This window comes from Burkholderia sp. BCC1972 (assembly GCF_905339605.1).
Taxonomy (GTDB): Bacteria; Pseudomonadota; Gammaproteobacteria; order Burkholderiales; family Burkholderiaceae; genus Burkholderia.
Genome location: NZ_CAJPGH010000034.1, coordinates 17,949 through 38,992, shown reverse-complemented (window position 1 = coordinate 38,992; position 21,044 = coordinate 17,949). Strand labels below are relative to the sequence as shown.

The following is a 21,044-nucleotide window of genomic DNA, read 5'->3' as shown; positions in this document are numbered from 1 at the left end:
AGCCTGCGATGAAGATCCGACTGATCAATCCGAACACGACGCAGCGGATGACCGACGCAATGGGCCGCTGCGCACGCGAGGTCGCGGCCGCAGGCACGGAGATCGTCGCGGTGAGCCCGCCGATGGGGCCGCCGTCGATCGAAGGGTATTACGACGAGGCGCTCGCGACGCCGGGCCTGCTCGCCGAAATCGCGCAGGGCGAGCGCGACGGCTGCGATGCGTATGTGATCGCGTGCTTCGGCGATCCGGGCCTGTACGCGGCGCGCGAGCTCGCGCGCGGGCCGGTGATCGGCATCGCCGAGGCCGCGATGCACGCGGCGAGCGTGCTCGCGCCGGGCTTCTCGGTCGTCACGACGCTCGCGCGCACCTGCGGGATGGCGTGGCACCTCGCGGAGCGCTACGGGATGAAGCGTTTCTGCCGCAACGTGCGCGCGACCGACGTCGCGGTGCTCGAACTCGACCGGCCGGGTTCGGCCGCGCGCCGGATCATCGTCGACGAATGCCGGCGCGCGCTCGACGAGGACGGCGCAGACGCGATCGTGCTCGGCTGCGCGGGGATGGCCGAGTTCGCGCACGAGATCGAGCAGCAGATCGGCGCGCCGGTGGTCGAGGGCGTCACGACGGCCGTCAAATGGGCCGAGGCGCTCGTCGCGCTGCGCCTCGCGACCGCGAAACGCGGCGATTTCGCGCGGCCGCTGGCGAAACGCTACGACGGCGCATTCTCCCGCTTCAGCCCGCCGGACGGGGATGCGGCGGAACCGGTCGCGAATTTGCCGCAACCGCACATACACACCGTCTGACACGCACTATCTGCGCCGCTGTATGGGCGCGTATGAACGTTTTCGCTACACTGGGCCGTCATCGCATCGGCTTGTGCGGTCGGCCTCCGGGTGCCGCGCAGTCGATGCGAACCCATTATTTCAGCCCGCTTCGCCGTACTTCGAACCCATGTCACTCGATCCCAACTATCCTCGCGACCTGATCGGCTACGGCCGCCATCCCGTTCAGGCGAACTGGCCGGGGCGCGCCCGCGTCGCCGTGCAATTCGTGCTGAACTACGAGGAAGGCGGCGAGAACTGCGTGCTGCACGGCGATCCCGGCTCCGAGCAGTTCCTGTCCGAAATCGTCGGCGCGGCCGCGTATCCGGACCGCCACATGAGCATGGAGTCGATCTACGAATACGGATCGCGGGCCGGCGTGTGGCGCATCCTGCGCGAATTCGAGAGGCGCGGGATGCCGCTGACGGTATTCGGCGTCGGCATGGCGATCGAGCGTCATCCGGAGCTCGCACGCGCCTTCGTCGAGCTCGGCCATGAAATCGCGTGCCACGGCTGGCGCTGGATCCACTACCAGGGCATGACGCCGGAACTCGAGGCCGAGCACATGCGCCTCGGGATGGAAGCGATCGAGCGCGTGACGGGCGAGCGTCCGCTCGGCTGGTATACCGGCCGCGACAGCCCCAATACGCACCGCCTGGTCGCCGAATACGGCGGCTTCCTGTACGACTCCGACAACTACGGCGACGACCTGCCGTTCTGGATGGACGTCAAGGTGTCGGGCGGCGGCACGTCGCCGCAACTGATCGTCCCGTACACGCTCGACACGAACGACATGCGCTTCGCGACGCCGCAGGGCTTCAACACCGGCGATCACTTCTTCGACTACCTGCGCGACGCATTCGACGTGCTGTACGCGGAGGGCGACGAGGCGCCGAAGATGCTGTCGATCGGCATGCACTGCCGGCTGCTCGGCCGGCCGGGCCGGTTCCGCGGGCTGCAGCGTTTCCTCGATCACATCGAGAAGCACGATCGCGTATGGGTGACGCGCCGTGTCGATATCGCGCGTCACTGGCGTGAACATCATCCGTATCAGCCCAATCATCAAAACGAAGGGAAAGCATGAAGGCGATGCGCTACACGTTGGAACAACTGAACACGATGGCGCCGAGCGCATTTGTCGCGGCGCTGTCCGGGATCTTCGAACATTCGCCGTGGGTGGCCGAGGTCGCCGCGGGCCAGCGGCCGTTCGCGAGCATCGACGCGCTGCACGAGACGATGTCGGGTGCGGTGGAGGCGAGCGGCGAAGCGCGCCAGCTCGCACTGATCAACGCTCACCCGGAGCTGGCCGGCAAGGCCGCCGTGCGCGGCGAGCTGACGGCCGAGTCGACGCGCGAGCAGAGCGGCGCGGGCCTCGACCAGTGCACCCAGGAAGAGTTCGACAAGCTGCTGACGCTGAACCGCACGTATCGCGAGAAGTTCGGCTTCCCGTTCATCCTCGCGGTGCGCGGCTACGACCGTCACGGCATCATCGCGAACTTCGAGTCGCGCGTGAATCATTCGCGCGCCGAGGAACTGCGTACGAGCCTCGACCAGATCTACCGGATCGCGCGCTTCCGCCTCGACGACCTGATCGACGCCTGACCCCGTACCATGGCCTGCTGCGTCGCGGCGGCCCGATCGCCTCACTGAAACAAGGAAACATCATGGCTGTTCCGCTTCTCGATCCCAACGCACCCGATTTCACGCGGCGCTACGTGAATCTTGCCGACCCGCGTCTCGGTGCGCAGGCGCTCGAGGCCAGCGACGATTTCTTCGCGCCGAAGGACCGGATGCTGAACCCCGAGCCGGCCGTCTTCATTCCCGGCAAGTACGACGACCACGGCAAGTGGATGGACGGCTGGGAAACGCGCCGCAAACGCACGACGGGCTACGACTGGTGCATCGTCAAGCTCGCGCGCCCGGGCGTGATCAAGGGCTTCGACATCGACACGAGCCACTTCACCGGCAACTTCCCGCCGGCCGCGTCGATCGAGGCCGCATTCGTGGCCGACGGCGCGCCGACGCATGCGACCGAGTGGGTCGAGATCGTCCCGTCGACGACGCTGCAGGGCAACAGCCATCACTACGTCGAGGCGAGCGATGCGCGTGCGTTCACGCACCTGCGCGTGAACATCTACCCGGACGGCGGCATTGCGCGCCTGCGCGTGTACGGCCAGCCGCAGCTCGACTGGGCCGGCGCGAGCGCGACCGAGCAGTTCGACCTCGCGGCGATGGAAAACGGCGGTTACGTCGTGACTGCCAACAACCAGCACTTCGGCGTTGCGTCGAACCTGCTGCTGCCGGGCCGCGGCGTGAACATGGGCGACGGCTGGGAAACCCGCCGCCGCCGCGAACCGGGCAACGATTGGGCGATCATCGCGCTCGCGCAGCCGGGCGTGATCCGCAAGATCGAAGTCGATACCGCGTTCTTCAAGGGCAACTACCCGGACCGCTGCTCGATCCAGGCCGCCTACGTGTCGGGCGGCACGGACAGCTCGCTGATCACGCAGTCGATGTTCTGGCCGGTGCTGCTCGGCGAACAGAAGCTGCAGATGGACAAGCAGCATTATTTCGATCACGACATCGCGTCGCTCGGCCCTGTCACGCACGTGCGACTGAACATCATTCCGGACGGCGGCGTGTCGCGCCTGCGTCTGTGGGGGACGCTCGACAAATGAAGACGCTGGCCATCGAACCGCTGACCAAGGAAGCCTTCGCGCCGTTCGGCGACGTGATCGAAACGGACGGGGCGAAGCAGATCCCGATCAACCTCGGCACGACGATCCGCTTTCACGATCTCGCGAAAGTCGACGTGACCGACGAAGACGGCCGCACGCTCGTCAACCTGTTCCGCGGCCAGCCGCGCACGCTGCCGTTCGAAGTGAAGATGCTGGAGCGGCACCCGCTCGGCAGCCAGGCGTTCGTGCCGCTGAACGACCAGCCGTATCTCGTCGTCGTCGCGCCCGCGGGCGATCTCGATCCGGCGAAGATCCGTGCATTCGTGACGAGCGGCTGGCAGGGCGTCAACTACGCGAAGGGCGTGTGGCATCACCCGCTGATCGCGCTCGGCGGCGTAAGCGACTTCATCGTCGTCGATCGCGGCGGTGACGGCCTGAACCTGAACGAACAGGATCTGCAGGAATCGCTGTGGCTCACCGACGAAGCGCTGCATGCGCTGACGGCCTGAGTCGGCGGCGTACGCGCGACTGACCGGCTGTCTGCCTGTCTGCCGAAGCCCGCGCAAGGTGCGCGGGTTTTTTTATGTGCGGCCGCTTTCTCTCGATTCAGGTTGCGACGGTTTTGCTCGTGTCGCGCGAACTGCCGCCGCGGCGCCGGTTCGCGACCGGAGCATGCTGCGCCATCAGGTCGGCGACCCACTCGACGAACACGCGCAGCTTCGCGCTGACGTGCCGGTTCGGCGGGAACGCGACGTACATCGGCATCGGTTCGAGCTGCCATTGCTCGAACAGCGGCACCAGTTCGCCACGCGTGCGATACGCGGTGGCCATGTAGTCGGGCAGCCACAGGATGCCGAGCCCTGCGAGACCGGCTTCGAGATACGCATTGCCGTCGTCGACAGCCAGCACGTAGCGTCCGCGTACGGTGATCTGCTCGCCGTCACGCGCCATCGCAAACGGCAATGCCTTGCCGGTGCGCGCCCACAGAAACCCGACGATGCGGTGATGCGTATCTTCGAGTTCGCCCGGATGCGTCGGTGTGCCGGCGCGCGCGAGATAGGCCGGCGATGCGTACACGCCAAGCCGCAGGTCGCCGACGCGGCGCGCGACCAGCGAGCGGTCGGTCGGCTCGCCGCCGCGCACGACGCAGTCGACGTTCTCGCCGATTACGTCGACCACGCGGTCGCTTACGCCCATGTCGAGCTGGAGGTCCGGATAGCGCGCATGGAACGCGGGCAGCGCGGGGATCAGGATCAGGCGCGCGAACGGGCTTGGTACATCCACGCGCAGCCGCCCCCTCGGCGACGCCGACGCAGCGGACAGGCTCGTTTCGGCGTCATCCATGTCGGCCAGCAGGCGCACGACGCGGTCGTAGTACGCGGCGCCGTCGGCTGTGACCACGACCTTGCGTGTCGTGCGGTTGAACAGCTTCACGCGCAGCCGCGCTTCGAGTTGCTGCACCAGTTGCGTGACGGTGGTGCGGCTCATGTGCAGCGTGTCGGCCGCTTTCGTGAAGCTGCCGGCTTCCACCACGCGGGCGAACGCCTGCATTGCGTCGAATCGATCCATCGGGTCAGGGCTCCGCGTCGCTCGGACATTGTTTGGAGAGCGCAAACAGTGTTGGACAAGGTTGCCGGTTTATCCGCCGCGCAACGGTCCTTAAAGTGCCTTCATCGTTGATACAGGGGCGGCTTCGCCCCGCAGACTGATGGAGGTGTCGAATGGCAAAGCGTAGCGTAGTTTTTCCGCCCGGTCGCCAGGCGCTGTACGACCGCAACCGTTATTCGCCGGCGGTGCGCTCGAACGGCTTCCTGTTCGTGTCCGGGCAGGTCGGCAGCCGCGACGATGGCTCGCCCGAGCCGGAGCTGGGCGCGCAGGTCCGCCGCGCGTTCGACAACCTGAAGGCGGTGCTGCGCGCGGCCGGCTGCACGTTCGACGACGTCGTCGACGTGACGGTGTTCCTCGTCGATCCGGAAGCGATGTTCGAGCGGATCTGGGAGATCGTTCCCGAATACTGGGGCGATGCCCCGCATCCGACGCTGACTGCCGTCGGCGTGACCTGGCTGTACGGCTTCCAGTTCGAGATCAAGGTGATCGCGCGGCTGCCGGAGACCGTTGACGGTTGAGCAGGGCGTGCGCGTGTCACGGCGCGACGGGCGGCTCCTGTTCATATGCGCGATGCAGCAGCACGGCGAGCGACGACGAATCGGGCAGCGTCGCCGTGCCGAGCCGGCGCACGGCGATTCCCGGCGTCCACGAATTCATCACGACAGCGCCGCTCATCGACGGCAGGTCGGCCGGCGTAACTTCGCGATCGTGCTGCGTGATACCGAGGCGCGCCAGTTGCCGCCGCAGGATGCCCATCGTGACGCCGCCGAGCATGCCGGCCACCGGCCATACGACCGCGTCGCCGGTCCGGAACGCGACGTTCCAGATCGAGCCTTCGCTGATGCGCCCATGACGATCGACGAACGCCGCATCGTCGAAACCTTGCGCGACCGCGCGGCGCAGAAAGTGCGTCTTCGCGGCTTCGCCGACGTGCTTGATGTCCGGCAGCACGCGCTCGTGTTCGAACAGCGCGAGATCGAGCGGGCCGGCCGGCCCCGACGACGGCGCGGCAGTGCGCACCAGCACGTCGAGCGCTTCGTCGTCGCGCGGCGCGACGAATTCACCCGTCGTCGCATGCACGGTCGCGGTCAGCGACAGCGCCGACGGCGCACAATCGAGCGCGGCGCGCAGGAACGCGCGAATCCGCTCGTCGGGCAGCGCATGACCGAACAGCGCGTTCGACGCGCCGCGCAACCGTGCGAGGTGCAGGTCGAGCCCGCGCACGCGGCCGTCGCGTATCTGCATCGCGGTGAAATGCGCGTGGCCCGCGAATGCCAGCGCAGCGAGCGCATCGGGCGTGGCGGCCACGCCGTTGATCTGGGCGACGGACGGGAACGGTGCTGCGGTCATCGGCGAATCTCCAGGTTGGCCGCGGGCGCCGGGCGGCACGCGGCATCTTCAAGAAGACCTATTGTTTGCCGATTGATGGTGTCGCGAAAAGCGAGTAGTTTTGGAGCGGTCATCAAATTCTTTTTGAAGGTCGATGGAACGCATGTGGCCCGGTACGCGCGCGCTGAGAACGTTCGATGCGGCGGCGCGGCACCTGAATTTTTCGCGGGCGGCCGACGAGGTCGGGCTGACGCCGGCAGCCGTCAGTCACCAGATCAAGGAGATCGAGGCGCAGCTCGGCATGGAATTGTTCGTCCGGACGAGCCGCAACATCCGGCTGACGCCGGCCGGCGCGGTGCTGGCTGCGGCCGCTGCCGATGCGCTGGCGGGCCTGCGGCACGCGACCGCGCGGGCGCGACGGATCGCGCGCGAGCAGACGGAACTGCGCGTGTCGGTCGGCGCGCGCTTCGCGACGCACTGGCTGCTGCCGCGCCTGCCGCGCTTCAAGGCCGCGCATCCGGCACTCGAACTGACCTTCGACATCACCGACCGCTTGCGCGACTTCGACGGCGACGATGTCGATGTCGCGATCCGCTTCGGCACCGGGCGTTATCGCGACGCGTGCGCGCAGCGCCTGTTCGGCACGTCGGTCGTCGCGATCTGCAGCCCCGCGCGGTTGTCGGCCGGCCCGCCGTTGCGCAAGCCGCGCGACCTGTTGCGTCACACGCTTTGCCACGCCGACTGCGAAGTCGACGGCGTGACCTGGCCGCGCTGGTCGGCATGGATGGCCGCAGCCGGCATCGACGGTTTCGACGACAGCCGGTGTGTCGCGTTTCCGGATTCGAGCCACGTCGTGCAGGCCGTGATGGACGGGTCGACGGTCGGGCTGGCGGAGCCGCACATGATCGCGCGCGATCTTGCCGACGGGCGCCTCGTTCGGTTGTTCGACGTGAATGTCGAGGTGGCGCCGGGGCTCGCGTATCACGTCGTGTATCCGGCGCACACGCAGGATGATCCGCGCATCGTCGCATTGCGCGACTGGCTCGCGGACGAAGCGGCGATGGTGCACGCGTAGCCGTGGCAGCGCGCGTGCTATCGTGCGCGCATCACCACCGCGCGTTTGCCCGCTTCCGGGCACGTCCCTCCGATGAGCCAACCTGAAAACGACCTCGCGGTCCTGCTGCGCACGATGCGACCTGAACTGCATCCTGGCGCCTTCGCGTTCGTGTCGCTGCCGTCCGGCGCAAACGTATCGCTATCCGAAGTAATCGCGACGTTCCGCGAAGCGGAAGGGCTGACGGTCGTGGTCGACGAGGAAACGGCCGCACGTCACGCGTGGCCCGTGCTGTTCCGCGCCGCGTGGATCACGCTGACCGTGCATTCCGATCTCGCGGCCGTCGGGCTCACCGCTGCATTCGCGCGCGCACTCGGCGCGGCGGGCATCAGCTGCAACGTGATGGCCGCCGCGTACCACGATCACATCTTCGTACCGTTCGACGACGGTCCGCGCGCACTCGAGGCACTCGTCGCACTGCAGCGCGACGCGCTGCACGGCTAGCGCAAGAAGCGCATTCCGGGCCCGCAAAAAAAGCGGGCCCGTCACCGGGCCCGCGAACGGAGAGGATTGCGCCGGCGAATGCCGTCCGGCGCCCGGCGGCTTACTTGACCGCGCCACCCTCGAACCAGGCGGCGAGCTTCACGCGCTCGTCGTCGGTCATGTGCGTGACGTTGCCGATCGGCATCGCCTTCAGGCGCACGGCCTGTTCGTAGATACGCTGCGCGTTCTTCGACACTTCGTCCGGCGTGTCGAACATCACGCCCGCGGGTGCGCTGCCCATCAGCGTCGGCTTCGACGAGTGGCACTCGACGCAACGCTGCTGCAGGATCGGCATGATGTCGTTGATCACGATCTTCGGCGCGTTCGCGGCCTGCGCTTCCGGTGCGACCGGCTTCGGCATCGTCCACACCAGCGCGCCCGACAGCAGCGCGACGCCGCCGATCGGCAGGTACCACAGCTGCTTGCCGCGGTGACGCATCACGAAGAACTGGCGAATCAGCGCGCCGGCCAGCATGATCAGCACGAGTACGACCCAGTTGAATTTGTTCGTGTACGTCATTGCATAGTGGTTCGACAGCATCGCGAACACGACCGGCAGCGTGAAGTACGTGTTGTGCACCGAGCGCTGCTTGCCGCGCTTGCCGTAGATCGGGTTCGGCTCTTCGCCCTTGAGCATCTTGTCGACCATCTTGCGCTGGCCGGGGATGATCACGAAGAACACGTTCGCCGACATGATCGTCGCGAGCATCGCGCCGACGATCAGGTAGGCGGCACGGCCCGAGAAGATGTGGCATGCGAGGTACGCGGCGACGACGACGTAGAGGCCCACGCAGATGCCGAGCACGCGGTCGTTGGTGCCGAGGATGCGGCACAGCGAGTCGTAGACGATCCAGCCGGCCGCGAGGAAGCCGAGTGCGGATGCGACGGCGACGACCGGGCCCATGTCGAGCACGCTCTTGTCGATCAGGTACGTGTTCGGCGCGAGCAGGTACAGCACGAAGAACAGCGAGAAGCCCGACAGCCAGGTCGTGTACGACGGCCACTTCGACCAGTGCAGGTCATCGGGCATTTCCGGCGGGGCGACCGTGTACTTCTGCATGTTGTAGAAACCGCCGCCGTGGACGTGCCACAGCTCGCCGAACACACCGCGCTTGCGCTGGTTCGGGTCGGTCGGCGGTTTCAGGCTGTTGTCGAGCGCGACGAAATAGAAGGACTCGCCGATCCACGCAATGGCGACGATGACGTGCAGCCATCGCAGCGCGAGGTTCAGCCAGTCGGTGATGAAGCCTTCCATGAAACTCCTCCAGACTCAAATCGTTTGTTTGATGCGGGCGCTGATTCGAATGTCAGCTGCCGCGATAGGTGCTGTACGACCACGGCGACACGAGCAGCGGCACGTGGTAGTGCGAGCCGGTGTCGGCGATGCCGAAGCGGAGTACGACGCGGTCGACGAAGCGGGGTTCGGGTACCTTCACGCCGAGCGACGCGAAGTAGTCGCCGGCATGGAACACGAGTTCGTATTCGCCGGCGGCGAGCGCGGCGCCTTCGAGCAGCGGTTCGTCGCAGCGGCCGTCGCTATTGGTCAGCACGGTCTTGATCGCGCGGCGCGATTCGCCGTCGAGCGCGTAGAGGTCCACCTTGATTGCCGCGCCGGGACGGCCGTGCGCCGTATCGAGTACGTGGGTAGTGAGCTTTCCCATTCGTTGTGTCCTTGTGTGAATGCGAGGTTCGGCGGCGACTCGATCCATTGACTATGCGGCGGATCGAGGCTCCACGTCACGTGGCTACATACCCGTCGGCGAGATTGAAGCGAGCGCCGTGCAGGCATTGTAAAAAGGTTCCCTGCGCAAATACGGGCGCGATATCAAAGATAATGCGCCGCGCATGAGCGGCTGTCGACGGCACGCCGGACACGGCTTCGGGCGCGGTTGTCGGGCGCCCGGCGGCGTACCATACCGAATCCCTGAAGGACGGTATTCCGGATTGCGCATTGTGTGCGGCGCGCGCTTGGGCGATCCTCCCGCCGTGCGCGTCGGCCAGTGGCCCGCGCGTACCCCGAAGACGGCGAGCACGCCGGGTAACCGGGCCAGGGCGTTCGAACGGACGCAGGCACCGGGGCGTGCCGCGATTCAGCGTTCGAACGAGTGTGACCGCCTCCAGGCAGCCCCTGGGGGCAGACCGACGCGGAGAACGCATGAACCTCGAGCAGCACGCTGGCGCACGCGCGCCGAACACCTCCTCATCCCGCCCGAAGACCCTGCTGGTCAAGCACGCCGACGTGCTCGTGACCATGGACGACACGCGCCGCGAGCTGCGCGACGCGGGGCTCTACATCGAAGACAACCGGATCGTCGCGGTCGGCCCGAGCGCCGAACTGCCCGACACGGCCGACGAAGTGCTCGACCTGCGCGGCCACCTCGTGATCCCGGGGCTTGTGAACACGCACCACCACATGTACCAGAGCCTCACGCGCGCGGTGCCCGCGGCGCAGAACGCCGAGCTGTTCGGCTGGCTCACGAACCTGTACCGGATCTGGGCGCACCTGACGCCCGAGATGATCGAGGTTTCGACGCTGACCGCGATGGCCGAGCTGCTGCAGTCCGGCTGCACGACGTCGAGCGACCACCTGTACATCTATCCGAACGGCAGCCGGCTCGACGACAGCATCGGCGCCGCGCAGCGGATCGGCATGCGCTTTCACGCGAGCCGCGGCTCGATGAGCGTCGGCCAGCGCGACGGCGGGCTGCCGCCCGATTCGGTCGTCGAGCGCGAGCCCGACATCCTGCGCGACACGCAGCGCCTGATCGAGACCTATCACGACGAGGGCCGTTACGCGATGCTGCGCGTGGTGGTCGCGCCGTGCTCGCCGTTCTCGGTGAGCCGCGAGCTGATGCGCGACGCGGCCGTGCTCGCGCGCGAATACGGTGTGTCGCTGCATACGCACCTCGCGGAGAACGTCAACGACATCGCGTACAGCCGCGAGAAGTTCGGGATGACGCCGGCCGAATATGCGGAAGATCTCGGCTGGGTCGGCCACGACGTGTGGCATGCGCACTGCGTGCAGCTCGACGACGCGGGCATCGGCCTGTTCGCGCGCACCGGCACGGGCGTCGCGCACTGTCCGTGCTCGAACATGCGGCTCGCGTCGGGTATCGCACCGGTGAAGAAGATGCGTCTCGCGGGCGTGCCGGTCGGCCTCGGCGTCGACGGGTCCGCGTCGAACGATGGCGCGCAGATGGTCGCGGAAGTGCGGCAGGCGCTGCTGCTGCAGCGGGTCGGCTTCGGGCCCGATGCGATGACCGCGCGCGAAGCGCTCGAGATCGCGACGCTCGGTGGTGCGAAGGTGCTGAACCGTGACGACATCGGCGCGCTGAAGCCCGGCATGGCCGCGGACTTCGCCGCGTTCGACCTGCGCCAGCCGCTGTTCGCGGGCGCACTGCACGATCCGGTGGCGGCGCTCGTGTTCTGCGCGCCGTCGCAGACGGCATACACGGTGGTGAACGGGAAGGTGGTGGTGCGGGAAGGGCGGTTGGCGACGCTCGATCTGCCGCCTGTCATCGAGCGTCACAACGCGCTTGCACATGCGCTCGTCGAGGCGTCGCGCTAGGCAACGCTGACATCGTCAGTCGGCCGCCTTGCAGGGGTGCCGCCGGCCGTCGTCGTGCCGCGAGGTGTCGCGTGCCACGACGGCGCGGGCGGCGTAGCCGCTACGCCTCGATCAGCGTGCGGGTGGCTTCGGCGACGAGGCTGCGCAGCCAGCGCACTTCGTCGGAGTAATGGCAGCGCTCGTGCCACAGCTGGTAGTACTGCATCGGCGGGAAGTCGAGCGGCGCCGGCACGACCGACAGCGGCAGGAACTTCGCGTAGTGATCGGCGAACAGGCGCGTCGTCGTGAAGATCAGGTCCGACTTCACGAGCACGTACGGCGCGAGGTTGAAGTACGGCAGCGTGACGACCACGTGGCGCTTGAGCCGTTCGCGCGCGAGATGCACGTCGATCGCGCCGCGCTGGCCGACCGAGTACGGCGTCGGCGCGAGATGCGGCGCGTTCAGGTACTGGTCGAGCGTGAGCCCGCCGCGCTTCGCGAACGGGTGCGTGTTGCTCATCAGGCAGACGATTTCGTCGACGAACAGGTTCGACAGGTGCAGCTGCTCGGGCGGCTCGGGCCAGTTGCCGACGACGATGTCGAGCTTGCCGTCTTCCAGCGCGAGCTCGTAGTCGAACGCGGGGCCGAGCGAGTGGAACTCGAGCGTCGCATTCGGCGCGGCCAGGCGGAAGCGCTCGACGACGGTCGGCACGAACAGCACGTTCAGGTAGTCGGGGCAGCCGATCCGGTAGCAGCGGATCGACGTGGCCGGGTCGAAGTTGTGCTGCTGGAACTTGATGCGCTCGATTTCACGCAGTGCGTTCTGCACCGGCTCGAGCAGGCGCAGCCCGTATTCGGTCGGCACCATGCCGGATTTGCCGCGCACCAGCAGCGGATCGCCGGTAATGTCGCGCAGGCGCCGCAGCGCGGCGCTGATCGCCGGTTGCGACTGGTTCAGTTTGACGGCCGCGCGCGTGACGCTGCGCTCCATCAACAAGGTGTGCAAGACGCGCAAGAGGTACGTGTCGATCGCCTCGCGTTGCTGACTCATGTTATCTCCGGTTTATATAGCTGGGCTGATCGAGGGATGGGGTGGGTATATCGTTTTTAATATGAACGAAAATCAGCGTCAAGAGATGGATACCCGCGGATGCCGGCCGGCCGGGCCGCGACAAGGGGCCTGAACGGGGCGAAAAGCAGGTGGGCGCGGCGCCGCGCGGATGCGCATTGCACGCATCCGGCGTCCGGCAGGGGGCGCCGCGTGCGGCGCGTCAGTCGTCGATGCGCATGCCGACCTTCAGCGTGACCTGCCAGTGCACGACCTGGTCGCCTTCGATGTGGCCGCGCGTTTCGGTCACCTGGAACCAGTGCAGGTTGTGCAGCGTCTTGCCGGCTTTCGAGATCGCGTTGCGGATCGCGTCGTCACTCGATTGCCGCGACGAACCGGTCAGTTCGATCATCTTGTACACGTGGTCGCTCATGATTCGCTCCCTGGGATATCGGTCTGTATTGCCGGTGCAAGGCGCGGTCCCGAAGCGGTCCCGCTACGGTGCCGTGCGTGCCCGGCTTCTTGAGTGATAGGTATGATGGGCGGCAAGTGCAACCCATATCGGAGACGAGGAGCATCGTGGAAGTCGGATTTTGCGGACCGGGATTGATGGGCGCGCCGATGATTCGGCATTTGCTGGCGGCAGGGCATCGCGTCAGCGTGTGGAATCGCTCGCGCGACAAGGCAGAGGCACTGGTCAAGGACGGCGCGCAGGTGGTCGGCACGCCGCGCGAGCTGGCCGAACGGGTCGATACGGTATTCGTGTGCGTGCTCGACAGCCGGGCGGTCGGCGACGTCGTGTTCGGCGAGCACGGGTTGCTCTCGGGCGATGCCGCAGCGCGCCGACTGCTGCGCATCGCCGATCATTCGAGCATTCCGCCTGCGGCGACGCGCGACTATGCGGCGCGTGCCGCTGCACTCGGCGTCGGCTGGGTCGATGCGCCGGTGTCCGGCGGCGTGCCGGGCGCGCAGGCCGGCACGCTCGCGGTGATGGCCGGCGGCCGTGCAACCGATCTCGACGCGGTGCGCCCGCTGATCGACACGTACGCGTCGCGCATCACGCACATGGGCGACGCCGGTGCGGGCCAGACGGCGAAGCTGTGCAACCAGGCGATCGTCACCGCGACGGTCACGGCCATCGCCGAGGCCGTCGGTCTCGCGCAGGCGAGCGGTATCGACGCCGCGCGCCTGGCCGAGGCGCTGACCGGCGGCTGGGCCGACTCGGTGCTGCTGCAGACGTTCGTGCCGCGCATGACGTCGGGCGGTCATCCGCCGATCGGCGCGCTCAGTACGTTCCAGAAGGATGTCGATGCAATCGCCGACGCCGCACGCGACACGGGCGCGGTGATGCCCGTGTCGGCCACCGTCCAGCAGGTGTTGCGGCTCGGTGCCGCGCAAGGGCTCGCCGGCGCCGATTTCGCCGCATTCATCGACATCGTGCGGCCGGGCAACGGCCGTCGGCAGGCGTCGTGACGGGCAAGCGGGGTGCGTGAATGGCAGATGGGCCGCCCGGAGGCGGCCCATCGGAGGACTGATTGATCAGCCGAGCGAACGGGGTGTCGTGTCGCCGGCGTTCTGGCGGCCGAGCCCGCCGCGCAGGCTCGCTTTCGTGCCTGCACCAAACTCGGGCAGGATGCGCGCACGCGCACGGCTCGCGAAGACGAGGAAGCCGAAGCCGTTCGCCTCGTACCAGTAGCCGCCGTTTTCGAGGCCGTCGAGCGGCTGCTCGAGCGCATTGGCGATCGATTCGATGCAGCGCTTGCGCAGTTCGGCGATCGCCGGATAGGGCGGTTGGGCACCGCGCACGCTGCACAGGAGCACGTCGAGACCGGGCAGCACATGCGCATAGAGGACGGGTTCGTCCTGCGCACGGGCGCGGGCAATCTTGGTGTCGAGTTGAGCAAACGGTTTCGAGTGGCGCAGGACCGCGAGGAATGACTCCTGGCCATCCTGTTGCGCACGCCGACGTTTTTTCGGGAAGGACATAAACACTCGCCTCAAAAACAATTGCAAGAAATGCGGCACTTTCATGCGACCCACTCCCGGCTATGTACGCCGCATGTCGATCCTTTATAGCACACGAAAATGCTGCATTCGTGCAGTACGACGATCAATGTCTCCCGTCGACCTGCTCGCCATGATCGACACAGCCAGCGTCTTGGCGCCCGTACTGTCGTTTAGTCTCCATCATAGACCTGCTTTCCCCGCGCGTGCATTCGCCCGTCACAAAAAAGTGAGATGGGCCGCATGCGGCGGTGCACCGCGCGCGCAATAAAAAGGCCCGCACGCGGCGGGCCTGGCGGGCGGAGCGTTCGACGCTCAGCGCTGCTTCAACGAATCGCGGATCTCGCGCAGCAGCACGGTGTCTTCCGGCGTCGCGGCCGGGGCGGCTTCTTCCGGCTTGCGCAGCTTGTTGATGAATTTCACCATCATGAAGATGATGAACGCGAGGATGACGAAATTGATCGCCACGGTGATGAACGAGCCGTAACCGAATGCGGCGACGCCGGCGGCCTGCAGGTCCTTGAACGAATCGGGATTACCCTTGAACGTCGGGGGGATGGTGCCGAGCAGAACGAACTTGTTCGAAAAATCCAGACCGCCGGTCACCACGCCGATGACCGGCATGATGAGATCTTTCACGATCGAATCGACGATCTTCGAGAACGCGCCGCCGATGATCACACCGACGGCGAGATCCATCACGTTGCCCTTGACGGCGAACTCCTTGAATTCCTTGATGATGCTCATGAGCGGCTTTCTCCTGGTTGGGGCGTGGGGAGGCATGCCGCGACGCGCAGGATTGCATTGCGTCGAATGAGGGTCGGTGGCACGCCGATGGCCGCATGATAGCGAACGCTCCCCATTGCCGGTAGTCCATCTTGAAATGATTGACAAATTCGCGCGTCGGCGCGACCGGCCAGGCAGGGGAGCGGGGCGTGCGCGGCAGCGCGTTCAGACGCGCTGCGCACCATCAAGAGTTGTCGTCGGTCCAGCCGTCGTCGTTGCTGCCGAGGTCCATGCCGCCGCCGCCGCTGTTGCCGTCGCTCCAGTTCGACGTGTCGCCGCGGCCGAGGTCGACGCCCGGGTCGGTTTCCTGCCGGCGGCGCTCGCCGTCGACGATCACGTCGCGTTCGACCACGCGCTCGCGGCCGCCCGACATCGCCTCGCCGAGCAGCACGCCGGTCAGCAGCCCGCCCATCCCGCCGCCGAAACCGCCGCCGCCTTGCTGGATCACGACGGGCGGCTGCTGTTGCGGATACGGTTGCGGCGGGTAGGGCTGGCCCTGCGCGCCCGTCATGCGATCGGCTTCCTGTGCGTACACGGAGCCGCTGCCGTTCGCCGGTGCCGCGGGTTGTGCGGCCGGGTCGGGGCGGCCCTCGACACGCGCCTTCACGCTCGCATGGCGCTGTTCGAGTTCGTCGACGCGATACGGCGGCACCGGATTCTTGCCGTTCGACAGCGCCTCGACGAGCGTGCGCGCGTCGGTCTCGATCGCTTCGATTTCACCGACGAGCGCCGCGGCGCCGGGCGCCGTCGACAGCTTCGCATCGAGTTTCAGCGGACGGATGTCGTTCAGTACGTCGGTCGCGCGCTTGAGCTGCGTGCGGCGTTCGTCGTCAGCGCGGCCGTCGTCGGCCGTGCGCGCGCGCCGCAGCGTCCAGCGCAGCACCAGCGCGATGACCGCGACGATCAGCCCGAGGCCGATCCACATGCCGGTCGACGGGCCGTGTTTTTCGGCCGGTACGGCGGGCGCGAGCCCCGGCTGCAGCGTGCCGGCCTGCGTGGCCGTCGGCGCATTGCCGCTCACGCGCGCGGCGTCGGCGCGAATGCGCGACTCGGTCTGTGCGAAGCGCGACGCGTCGGTGAACTTCAGTTGCGGGTCGAGCGACTTGGCGCGCTCCAGTTGCGCGAGCGCGTCGGACGCGCGGCCTTCGCGGTCCAGCACCTGCGCATACAGGTAGCGCGCATGCGCGTTGTTCGGATGGGCGTCGATGACTTGCGACAGCTGTGTGTCGGCTTGCTGCCAGTTGCGCTGCGCGATCGATTGCTCGACCTGCTGCAGCGACGGGACCGCAAACGCGGCGGACGACAGCAACATCAGCGAGAGGCCGAGTGCGGCGAGAGATTTCTTCATGGTCGAACCGGGCGCAGGCGCCCGTCTCCTGACAATCGGTTCGCGCCGCGCGCCCGGGGCCGGGCCGCGGCGCGGTTGCCCGCAGTGGCCGTTACTGCGCGGGCGTATCGAGCTGCTTCTTCAGCGCGGCGAGGCGATCCTCGACCGATGGGCCCTTGTTCAGCGCGGCGAGCTTGTCGTCGAGCGCCTTGCCGCTCGACGTATCGGCCGAATTCAGGCGGGCGTCCGAGCGGGCGTTCTGCAGCGCGACCTTGTCCTCGAGCTTCTGGAAATCCTCGGACAGGTTCTTGCCGCCGATGCCGCCCAGCGCGCTGGCTGCGACGTCCTTCGCCTGCGCAATTTCCTGCTTGGCCTGCAGGATGTTCGAGCGCGCATTCAGGTCGTTGCGGCGCTGGCGCATGTCGGCGATCTGCCCCTTCAGCTTGTCGACCGACGGTTCGAGCGTCGTCAGCTCGGCCGCGAGCGCATCGCGCTCCGCTTCCGCGTTCGACTGCGCGGCAAGGGCCTCGCGGGCGAGCGCTTCGTCACCGGACTGCAGCGCGCGCTTCGCGCCGTCCTCGTACTTCTTCACCTTGTCGTCGGCCGCATCGCGCTTGCTGCGCTGCGTCGCGACCTGTGCCTCGATCTCGATCAGCGAATTCTCGGCACGGCCGATGCTGTCGTCGAGCTCCCGCACGATCTGCCGTGCGTCGCGCGACGGATCCTGTACCGAATCGGCCGCATCGTTCAGCAGGCCTTTGATCGTGCGCGAAACAGAGTCGAAAAGCGACATGAAATCCTCCGTGGTTAAAGGCGCCGCGCATTCGCGGCCGTGCCCGCTGCGGGCCGGTTGCGACCCGCGTGAGCCGGCGGATATTACACCACCGGTTCACTTAAATACGGCTTAAACGCGCGAGTTCAAGCGGCTCGTGTATCCGGATGCCGAACCTTTCGCGACTGAAAGAAAGAGCCGGTAATACGCGATATCGCGTGTCCATCATAGGCCGAGGATGCCGACAATACGCGCCGCAAATCACGGCATTGCGGGAATTTTTACAAAAAATCGCGAAGCCACCCGGTCGATTTCATTAAAATGCGCTGTCACGTCGCGGGAACGGATCGCCGCGCGGCGGGGTCTGTCGACGTGACAGCCGCATCTCGATGCACCCACTCTGATTCATCCGCTTGCATTTCCGCATGCGTCCGAGGGCGCCACGTACGCCCGCCATTCCGACATGCCAATTATCAAACGACCGCCTTCTTCTTCCGACAGGAACGAACCCCACTACTCGCTGCGCCGCTCGCCGTCCGGGGCCTATTACCCCGATGACGACGATCGCGACGACGACCGTCGCGCGCGGCAGCGCAGCGGGGGCGGCGGCGGACGCCGCCGCACGTTCGGCTCGCGCGTCGCGCTGTGGTTCGCCGGCCTGTTCGCGACGCTGGCGATCGTCGGCGCGCTGATCGTCGGCTATGCGCTGGTCGTGATGGCGCCGCAACTGCCGTCGCTCGATGCGCTGACCAACTACCAGCCGAAGGTGCCGTTGCGCGTGTTCTCGGCCGATCACGTGCTGATCGGCGAATTCGGCGAGGAGCGCCGCAGCCTCGTGCGCTTCCAGGACATTCCCGACGTGATGAAGAAGGCCGTGCTCGCGATCGAGGACTACCGCTTCTACGAACACGGCGGCGTCGACTTCGTCGGCATCCTGCGGGCGGGCGTGGCCGACCTGATGCACGGCGGCGCGCGGCAGGGCGCGAGCACGATCACGATGCAGGTCGCGCGCAACTTCTTCCTGTCGAGCGAGAAGACCTACACGCGCAAGATCTACGAAATGCTGCTCGCGTACAAGATCGAGAAGGCCCTGACGAAGGACCAGATCCTCGAGCTGTACATGAACCAGATCTATCTGGGCCAGCGTTCGTACGGTTTTGCAGCCGCTGCACGGGTGTATTTCGGCAAGGACCTGAAGGACATCACGCTGGCTGAGGCGGCGATGCTCGCGGGGCTACCGAAGGCGCCGTCCGCGTATAACCCGGTCGTCAATCCGAAGCGCGCGAAGGTGCGTCAGGAGTACATCCTGAAGCGCATGCTCGAGGTCGGCTACATCACGCAGCCGCAGTACGACGAAGCGATCAAGGAAGAGATCCACGTGCGCACGCCGGGCAACCAGTACGCGGTGCACGGCGAATACGTCGCCGAGATGGTGCGGCAGATGATGTACCAGCAGTACAAGGACGAAACCTATACGCGCGGGCTGACCGTCACGACGACGATCAACTCGGCCGACCAGGAAGCGGCGTACCAGGCCGTGCGCCGCGGCATTCTCGACTACGAGCGCCGCCACGGCTATCGTGGGCCGGAAGCGTCGATCAACCTGCCGGCGGCCGGCGACGAGCGCGACGAGGCGATCGACGATGCACTCGCCGATCACCCGGACAACGGCGACCTGCAGTCGGCGGTCGTGCTGTCGGCGTCGCCGGGCGCGGTCGAGGTGCAGTTCGTCGGCGGCGCGACCACGACGATCGGGCCGGCCGGGCTGCGCTTCGTGGCGGCCGCATTGGGCCCGCGCGCGAACAACGCGCTTCGCATCAAGCCGGGCTCGGTCGTGCGCGTGCTGAAGGACGGCAAGACGGGCTGGCAGGTCGTGCAGCTGCCGCAGGTCGAAGGCGCGCTCGTCGCGATTGCGCCGCAGGACGGCGCGATCCGCTCGCTCGTCGGCGGCTTCGACTTCAACAAGAGCAAGTTCAACCACGTGACGCAGGCATGGCGGCAGCCGGGCTCGTCGTTCAAGCCGTTCATCTACTCGGCGTCGCTCGACAAGGGGCTCGGGCCGGCGACGATGATCAACGACGCGCCGCTGTACTTCCCGCCGAGCGTGCCGGGCGGCACCGCGTGGGAGCCGAAGGACGACGACCAGCCGGACGGCCCGATGACGATGCGCACCGGCCTGCAACGCTCGAAGAACCTCGTGTCGATCCGGATCCTCGCGTCGATCGGCACGCAGTATGCGCAGGAGTACGTGACGCAGCGCTTCGGCTTCGATCCGGCGAAGACGCCGCCGTACCTGCCGATGGCGCTCGGCGCGGGCCTCGTGACGCCGCTGCAGCTCGCGACCGGTTACGCCGTGTTCGCGAACGGCGGCTACAAGGTCGATCCGTACCTGATCGCCGAAGTCGACGATGCACGCGGCCAGCCGCTGCAGAAGGCGCAGCCGGTGATCGCGGGCGGCACGGCGCCGCGCACGATCGAAGGCCGCAACGCGTACGTGATGAACAGCCTGCTGCACTCGGTCGCGACGGCCGGCACCGGCGCGGGCACCAACGCGCTGGGCCGCAGCGACCTGCAAGGCAAGACGGGTACGACAAACGACGCGAAGGACGGCTGGTTCGCCGGCTACCAGCAGTCGCTCGTCGCGGTTGCGTGGATGGGTTTCGACCAGCCGAAGAGCCTCGGCAGCCGCGAATTCGGCGCGCAGCTCGCGTTGCCGATCTGGGTGAACTACATGCGCACCGCGCTGAACGGCGTGCCCGAGCAGCAGATGCCGATGCCGGACGGCCTGACCTCGATCGACGGCGAGCTGTACTACGCCGATCGCACGCCGGGCAACGGCTTCGTCGCGAACGTCGACATCAACCCGGCCGAGAACGCGATCAGCGCGAACGACGCGCTCGGTTCGGCCGGTGCGGCCGGGCTCGCGCCGCCGCCCGTCACGCCGCAGGAGAAGCAGCAGATCATGGACATGTTCGAGAGCAAGTAAGCGGTACTTTGTTCGTCAGACATGCGACGGGCGCTTTCGGGCGCCCGTTTTTTTGCGCGAATGGCCGGCGGCAGCAGGGGGAATCAGAACGACGCGCAGGCCGGCACGACCGTCATGCCGACCGATTGCTGGTGGAAGCGCTGCATGTACGCTTGCCGGATCGCGGCGAGCCGCGTGCGCGTGTCGGGCGTATCGTCGGCGATGATACGGATCACGAAGCTGTCTTCGCGCGTGACGCCGCCGGTCGTGCGGTCGCGCCACTGGCCGTGGGTGTCCCAGTAGGTGAGGCCGTCGGGGAAGCGCGGCGTGACGGTATCGGCGAGGAACGCCGTGCGTTCTGCGTCGGTGACGGGGCCGCGCCCCGTGATGTCGCGCCCGAACAGCAGGTCGGCCTGCAGCATGCGGCTTTCGCCCGGTAGCGTGCAGGACGCCGGCTGCGCGACGGGCGAGGGCGCCGTCGCGCAGCCGGCGAGCAGCGCGAGCGCCGCCGCGCATGCAACCAGCGGCCGCATCTGCCCATTTCGTGACGATCGACCTTCGCGCG

General features: G+C 67.1%; 22 protein-coding genes. 11 read left to right on the top strand and 11 right to left on the bottom strand.

The genetic code is table 11. The features are described from left to right. The first annotated feature begins 8 nt into the window (after window positions 1–8). The 5 genes from U5798_RS32830 to U5798_RS32810 all read left to right on the top strand — a co-directional run bounded on the left by U5798_RS32830 (window position 9) and on the right by U5798_RS32810 (window position 4,005). On the top strand, window positions 9–800 hold the full coding sequence (locus tag U5798_RS32830) for an aspartate/glutamate racemase family protein (RefSeq protein WP_322084416.1): 792 nt from the start codon (window positions 9–11) through the stop codon (window positions 798–800). Window positions 801–948: 148 nt separating this feature from the next. Then, window positions 949–1,902: an allantoinase PuuE gene (gene puuE / locus U5798_RS32825; protein ID WP_322084415.1), complete on the top strand. Its 954-nt coding sequence runs from the start codon at window positions 949–951 to the stop codon at window positions 1,900–1,902. Then, window positions 1,899–2,420 carry a 2-oxo-4-hydroxy-4-carboxy-5-ureidoimidazoline decarboxylase gene (gene uraD / locus U5798_RS32820; RefSeq protein WP_124450506.1) on the top strand — a complete coding sequence of 174 codons (522 nt, stop codon included), beginning with the start codon at window positions 1,899–1,901 and terminating at the stop codon, window positions 2,418–2,420. Before puuE ends, uraD begins: the two co-directional genes overlap by 4 nt. A 62-nt stretch (window positions 2,421–2,482) precedes the next feature. Then, complete coding sequence (gene alc, locus U5798_RS32815) at window positions 2,483–3,496, top strand: allantoicase (RefSeq protein WP_322084414.1); 1,014 nt, start codon at window positions 2,483–2,485, stop codon at window positions 3,494–3,496. Beyond that, a complete protein-coding gene (locus tag U5798_RS32810) occupies window positions 3,493–4,005 on the top strand; it encodes an ureidoglycolate lyase (RefSeq protein WP_124450504.1) in 513 nt (170 codons plus the stop codon). The genes alc and U5798_RS32810 overlap by 4 nt, the downstream gene beginning before the upstream one ends. A gap of 97 nt (window positions 4,006–4,102) precedes the next feature. On the opposite strand, the gene U5798_RS32805 is transcribed toward U5798_RS32810, so the two are convergent. Then, on the bottom strand, window positions 4,103–5,065 hold the full coding sequence (locus U5798_RS32805; protein WP_322084413.1) for a LysR substrate-binding domain-containing protein: 963 nt from the start codon (window positions 5,063–5,065) through the stop codon (window positions 4,103–4,105). Window positions 5,066–5,217: 152 nt separating this feature from the next. Here U5798_RS32805 and U5798_RS32800 point away from each other — a divergent pair, with 152 nt between their 5' ends. Next, the gene (locus U5798_RS32800) at window positions 5,218–5,622 is read left to right on the top strand and encodes a RidA family protein (RefSeq protein ID WP_322084412.1); all 405 of its coding nucleotides are present in this window, start codon (window positions 5,218–5,220) and stop codon (window positions 5,620–5,622) included. Between the two features lie 16 nt (window positions 5,623–5,638). Here the strand turns inward: U5798_RS32800 and U5798_RS32795 are convergent, their stop codons facing one another. Further along, window positions 5,639–6,454 carry an aminotransferase class IV family protein gene (locus tag U5798_RS32795; protein ID WP_322084411.1) on the bottom strand — a complete coding sequence of 272 codons (816 nt, stop codon included), beginning with the start codon at window positions 6,452–6,454 and terminating at the stop codon, window positions 5,639–5,641. Window positions 6,455–6,587: 133 nt separating this feature from the next. Between U5798_RS32795 and U5798_RS32790 the strand changes: the two genes are divergently transcribed. Both U5798_RS32790 and U5798_RS32785 read left to right on the top strand, forming a co-directional pair. Continuing rightward, window positions 6,588–7,508, top strand: a complete 921-nt coding sequence (locus tag U5798_RS32790; protein ID WP_322084410.1) for a LysR substrate-binding domain-containing protein — start codon at window positions 6,588–6,590, stop codon at window positions 7,506–7,508. Between the two features lie 72 nt (window positions 7,509–7,580). Further along, on the top strand, window positions 7,581–7,991 hold the full coding sequence (locus tag U5798_RS32785; protein WP_322084409.1) for an ACT domain-containing protein: 411 nt from the start codon (window positions 7,581–7,583) through the stop codon (window positions 7,989–7,991). A gap of 100 nt (window positions 7,992–8,091) precedes the next feature. On the opposite strand, the gene U5798_RS32780 is transcribed toward U5798_RS32785, so the two are convergent. Continuing rightward, window positions 8,092–9,285, bottom strand: a complete 1,194-nt coding sequence (locus U5798_RS32780) for a urate hydroxylase PuuD (protein WP_124450496.1) — start codon at window positions 9,283–9,285, stop codon at window positions 8,092–8,094. Between the two features lie 52 nt (window positions 9,286–9,337). Then, window positions 9,338–9,691, bottom strand: a complete 354-nt coding sequence (gene uraH / locus U5798_RS32775; RefSeq protein ID WP_011352401.1) for a hydroxyisourate hydrolase — start codon at window positions 9,689–9,691, stop codon at window positions 9,338–9,340. 494 nt (window positions 9,692–10,185) lie between these two features. On the opposite strand from uraH, the gene U5798_RS32770 reads away from it, so the two are divergent. After that, window positions 10,186–11,598 (top strand): 8-oxoguanine deaminase, encoded by a 1,413-nt coding sequence (locus U5798_RS32770; protein ID WP_322084408.1) that lies wholly within the window; start codon window positions 10,186–10,188, stop codon window positions 11,596–11,598. 100 nt (window positions 11,599–11,698) lie between these two features. Here U5798_RS32770 and U5798_RS32765 read toward each other — a convergent pair whose 3' ends face one another. Both U5798_RS32765 and U5798_RS32760 read right to left on the bottom strand, forming a co-directional pair. After that, window positions 11,699–12,628 (bottom strand): LysR substrate-binding domain-containing protein, encoded by a 930-nt coding sequence (locus U5798_RS32765; RefSeq protein ID WP_006478550.1) that lies wholly within the window; start codon window positions 12,626–12,628, stop codon window positions 11,699–11,701. A gap of 220 nt (window positions 12,629–12,848) precedes the next feature. Further along, entirely contained in the window at window positions 12,849–13,058 is a 210-nt protein-coding gene (locus U5798_RS32760) for a dodecin (protein ID WP_006493215.1), read from the bottom strand. Window positions 13,059–13,204: 146 nt separating this feature from the next. Between U5798_RS32760 and U5798_RS32755 the strand changes: the two genes are divergently transcribed. Then, the gene (locus U5798_RS32755; protein ID WP_322084407.1) at window positions 13,205–14,098 is read left to right on the top strand and encodes an NAD(P)-dependent oxidoreductase; all 894 of its coding nucleotides are present in this window, start codon (window positions 13,205–13,207) and stop codon (window positions 14,096–14,098) included. 66 nt (window positions 14,099–14,164) lie between these two features. Here the strand turns inward: U5798_RS32755 and U5798_RS32750 are convergent, their stop codons facing one another. From U5798_RS32750 to U5798_RS32735, 4 genes are all read right to left on the bottom strand, one after another. Beyond that, window positions 14,165–14,611 (bottom strand): hypothetical protein, encoded by a 447-nt coding sequence (locus tag U5798_RS32750; protein WP_027784713.1) that lies wholly within the window; start codon window positions 14,609–14,611, stop codon window positions 14,165–14,167. A 333-nt stretch (window positions 14,612–14,944) separates the two neighbouring features. Continuing rightward, window positions 14,945–15,376, bottom strand: a complete 432-nt coding sequence (gene mscL / locus U5798_RS32745) for a large conductance mechanosensitive channel protein MscL (protein ID WP_124450490.1) — start codon at window positions 15,374–15,376, stop codon at window positions 14,945–14,947. 223 nt (window positions 15,377–15,599) lie between these two features. Beyond that, a complete protein-coding gene (locus U5798_RS32740) occupies window positions 15,600–16,763 on the bottom strand; it encodes a tetratricopeptide repeat protein (RefSeq protein WP_322084406.1) in 1,164 nt (387 codons plus the stop codon). 91 nt (window positions 16,764–16,854) lie between these two features. After that, on the bottom strand, window positions 16,855–17,535 hold the full coding sequence (locus U5798_RS32735; protein WP_059233905.1) for a PspA/IM30 family protein: 681 nt from the start codon (window positions 17,533–17,535) through the stop codon (window positions 16,855–16,857). A 442-nt stretch (window positions 17,536–17,977) separates the two neighbouring features. Here U5798_RS32735 and U5798_RS32730 point away from each other — a divergent pair, with 442 nt between their 5' ends. Continuing rightward, window positions 17,978–20,500 (top strand): penicillin-binding protein 1A, encoded by a 2,523-nt coding sequence (locus tag U5798_RS32730; RefSeq protein ID WP_322084405.1) that lies wholly within the window; start codon window positions 17,978–17,980, stop codon window positions 20,498–20,500. 83 nt (window positions 20,501–20,583) lie between these two features. Here the strand turns inward: U5798_RS32730 and U5798_RS32725 are convergent, their stop codons facing one another. Further along, the gene (locus U5798_RS32725) at window positions 20,584–21,012 is read right to left on the bottom strand and encodes a DUF3574 domain-containing protein (protein ID WP_124450484.1); all 429 of its coding nucleotides are present in this window, start codon (window positions 21,010–21,012) and stop codon (window positions 20,584–20,586) included. Window positions 21,013–21,044 lie beyond the last annotated feature (32 nt).

Bases quoted from the DNA above. Each gene is read 5' to 3' on its own strand.
- U5798_RS32830 (WP_322084416.1), top strand. From the start codon at position 9: ATGAAGATCCGACTGATCAATCCGAACACGACGCAGCGGATGACCGAC.
- puuE (WP_322084415.1), top strand. From the start codon at position 949: ATGTCACTCGATCCCAACTATCCTCGCGACCTGATCGGCTACGGCCGC.
- uraD (WP_124450506.1), top strand. From the start codon at position 1,899: ATGAAGGCGATGCGCTACACGTTGGAACAACTGAACACGATGGCGCCG.
- alc (WP_322084414.1), top strand. From the start codon at position 2,483: ATGGCTGTTCCGCTTCTCGATCCCAACGCACCCGATTTCACGCGGCGC.
- U5798_RS32810 (WP_124450504.1), top strand. From the start codon at position 3,493: ATGAAGACGCTGGCCATCGAACCGCTGACCAAGGAAGCCTTCGCGCCG.
- U5798_RS32805 (WP_322084413.1), bottom strand. From the start codon at position 5,065: ATGGATCGATTCGACGCAATGCAGGCGTTCGCCCGCGTGGTGGAAGCC.
- U5798_RS32800 (WP_322084412.1), top strand. From the start codon at position 5,218: ATGGCAAAGCGTAGCGTAGTTTTTCCGCCCGGTCGCCAGGCGCTGTAC.
- U5798_RS32795 (WP_322084411.1), bottom strand. From the start codon at position 6,454: ATGACCGCAGCACCGTTCCCGTCCGTCGCCCAGATCAACGGCGTGGCC.
- U5798_RS32790 (WP_322084410.1), top strand. From the start codon at position 6,588: ATGGAACGCATGTGGCCCGGTACGCGCGCGCTGAGAACGTTCGATGCG.
- U5798_RS32785 (WP_322084409.1), top strand. From the start codon at position 7,581: ATGAGCCAACCTGAAAACGACCTCGCGGTCCTGCTGCGCACGATGCGA.
- U5798_RS32780 (WP_124450496.1), bottom strand. From the start codon at position 9,285: ATGGAAGGCTTCATCACCGACTGGCTGAACCTCGCGCTGCGATGGCTG.
- uraH (WP_011352401.1), bottom strand. From the start codon at position 9,691: ATGGGAAAGCTCACTACCCACGTACTCGATACGGCGCACGGCCGTCCC.
- U5798_RS32770 (WP_322084408.1), top strand. From the start codon at position 10,186: ATGAACCTCGAGCAGCACGCTGGCGCACGCGCGCCGAACACCTCCTCA.
- U5798_RS32765 (WP_006478550.1), bottom strand. From the start codon at position 12,628: ATGAGTCAGCAACGCGAGGCGATCGACACGTACCTCTTGCGCGTCTTG.
- U5798_RS32760 (WP_006493215.1), bottom strand. From the start codon at position 13,058: ATGAGCGACCACGTGTACAAGATGATCGAACTGACCGGTTCGTCGCGG.
- U5798_RS32750 (WP_027784713.1), bottom strand. From the start codon at position 14,611: ATGTCCTTCCCGAAAAAACGTCGGCGTGCGCAACAGGATGGCCAGGAG.
- mscL (WP_124450490.1), bottom strand. From the start codon at position 15,376: ATGAGCATCATCAAGGAATTCAAGGAGTTCGCCGTCAAGGGCAACGTG.
- U5798_RS32740 (WP_322084406.1), bottom strand. From the start codon at position 16,763: ATGAAGAAATCTCTCGCCGCACTCGGCCTCTCGCTGATGTTGCTGTCG.
- U5798_RS32735 (WP_059233905.1), bottom strand. From the start codon at position 17,535: ATGTCGCTTTTCGACTCTGTTTCGCGCACGATCAAAGGCCTGCTGAAC.
- U5798_RS32730 (WP_322084405.1), top strand. From the start codon at position 17,978: ATGCCAATTATCAAACGACCGCCTTCTTCTTCCGACAGGAACGAACCC.
- U5798_RS32725 (WP_124450484.1), bottom strand. From the start codon at position 21,012: ATGCGGCCGCTGGTTGCATGCGCGGCGGCGCTCGCGCTGCTCGCCGGC.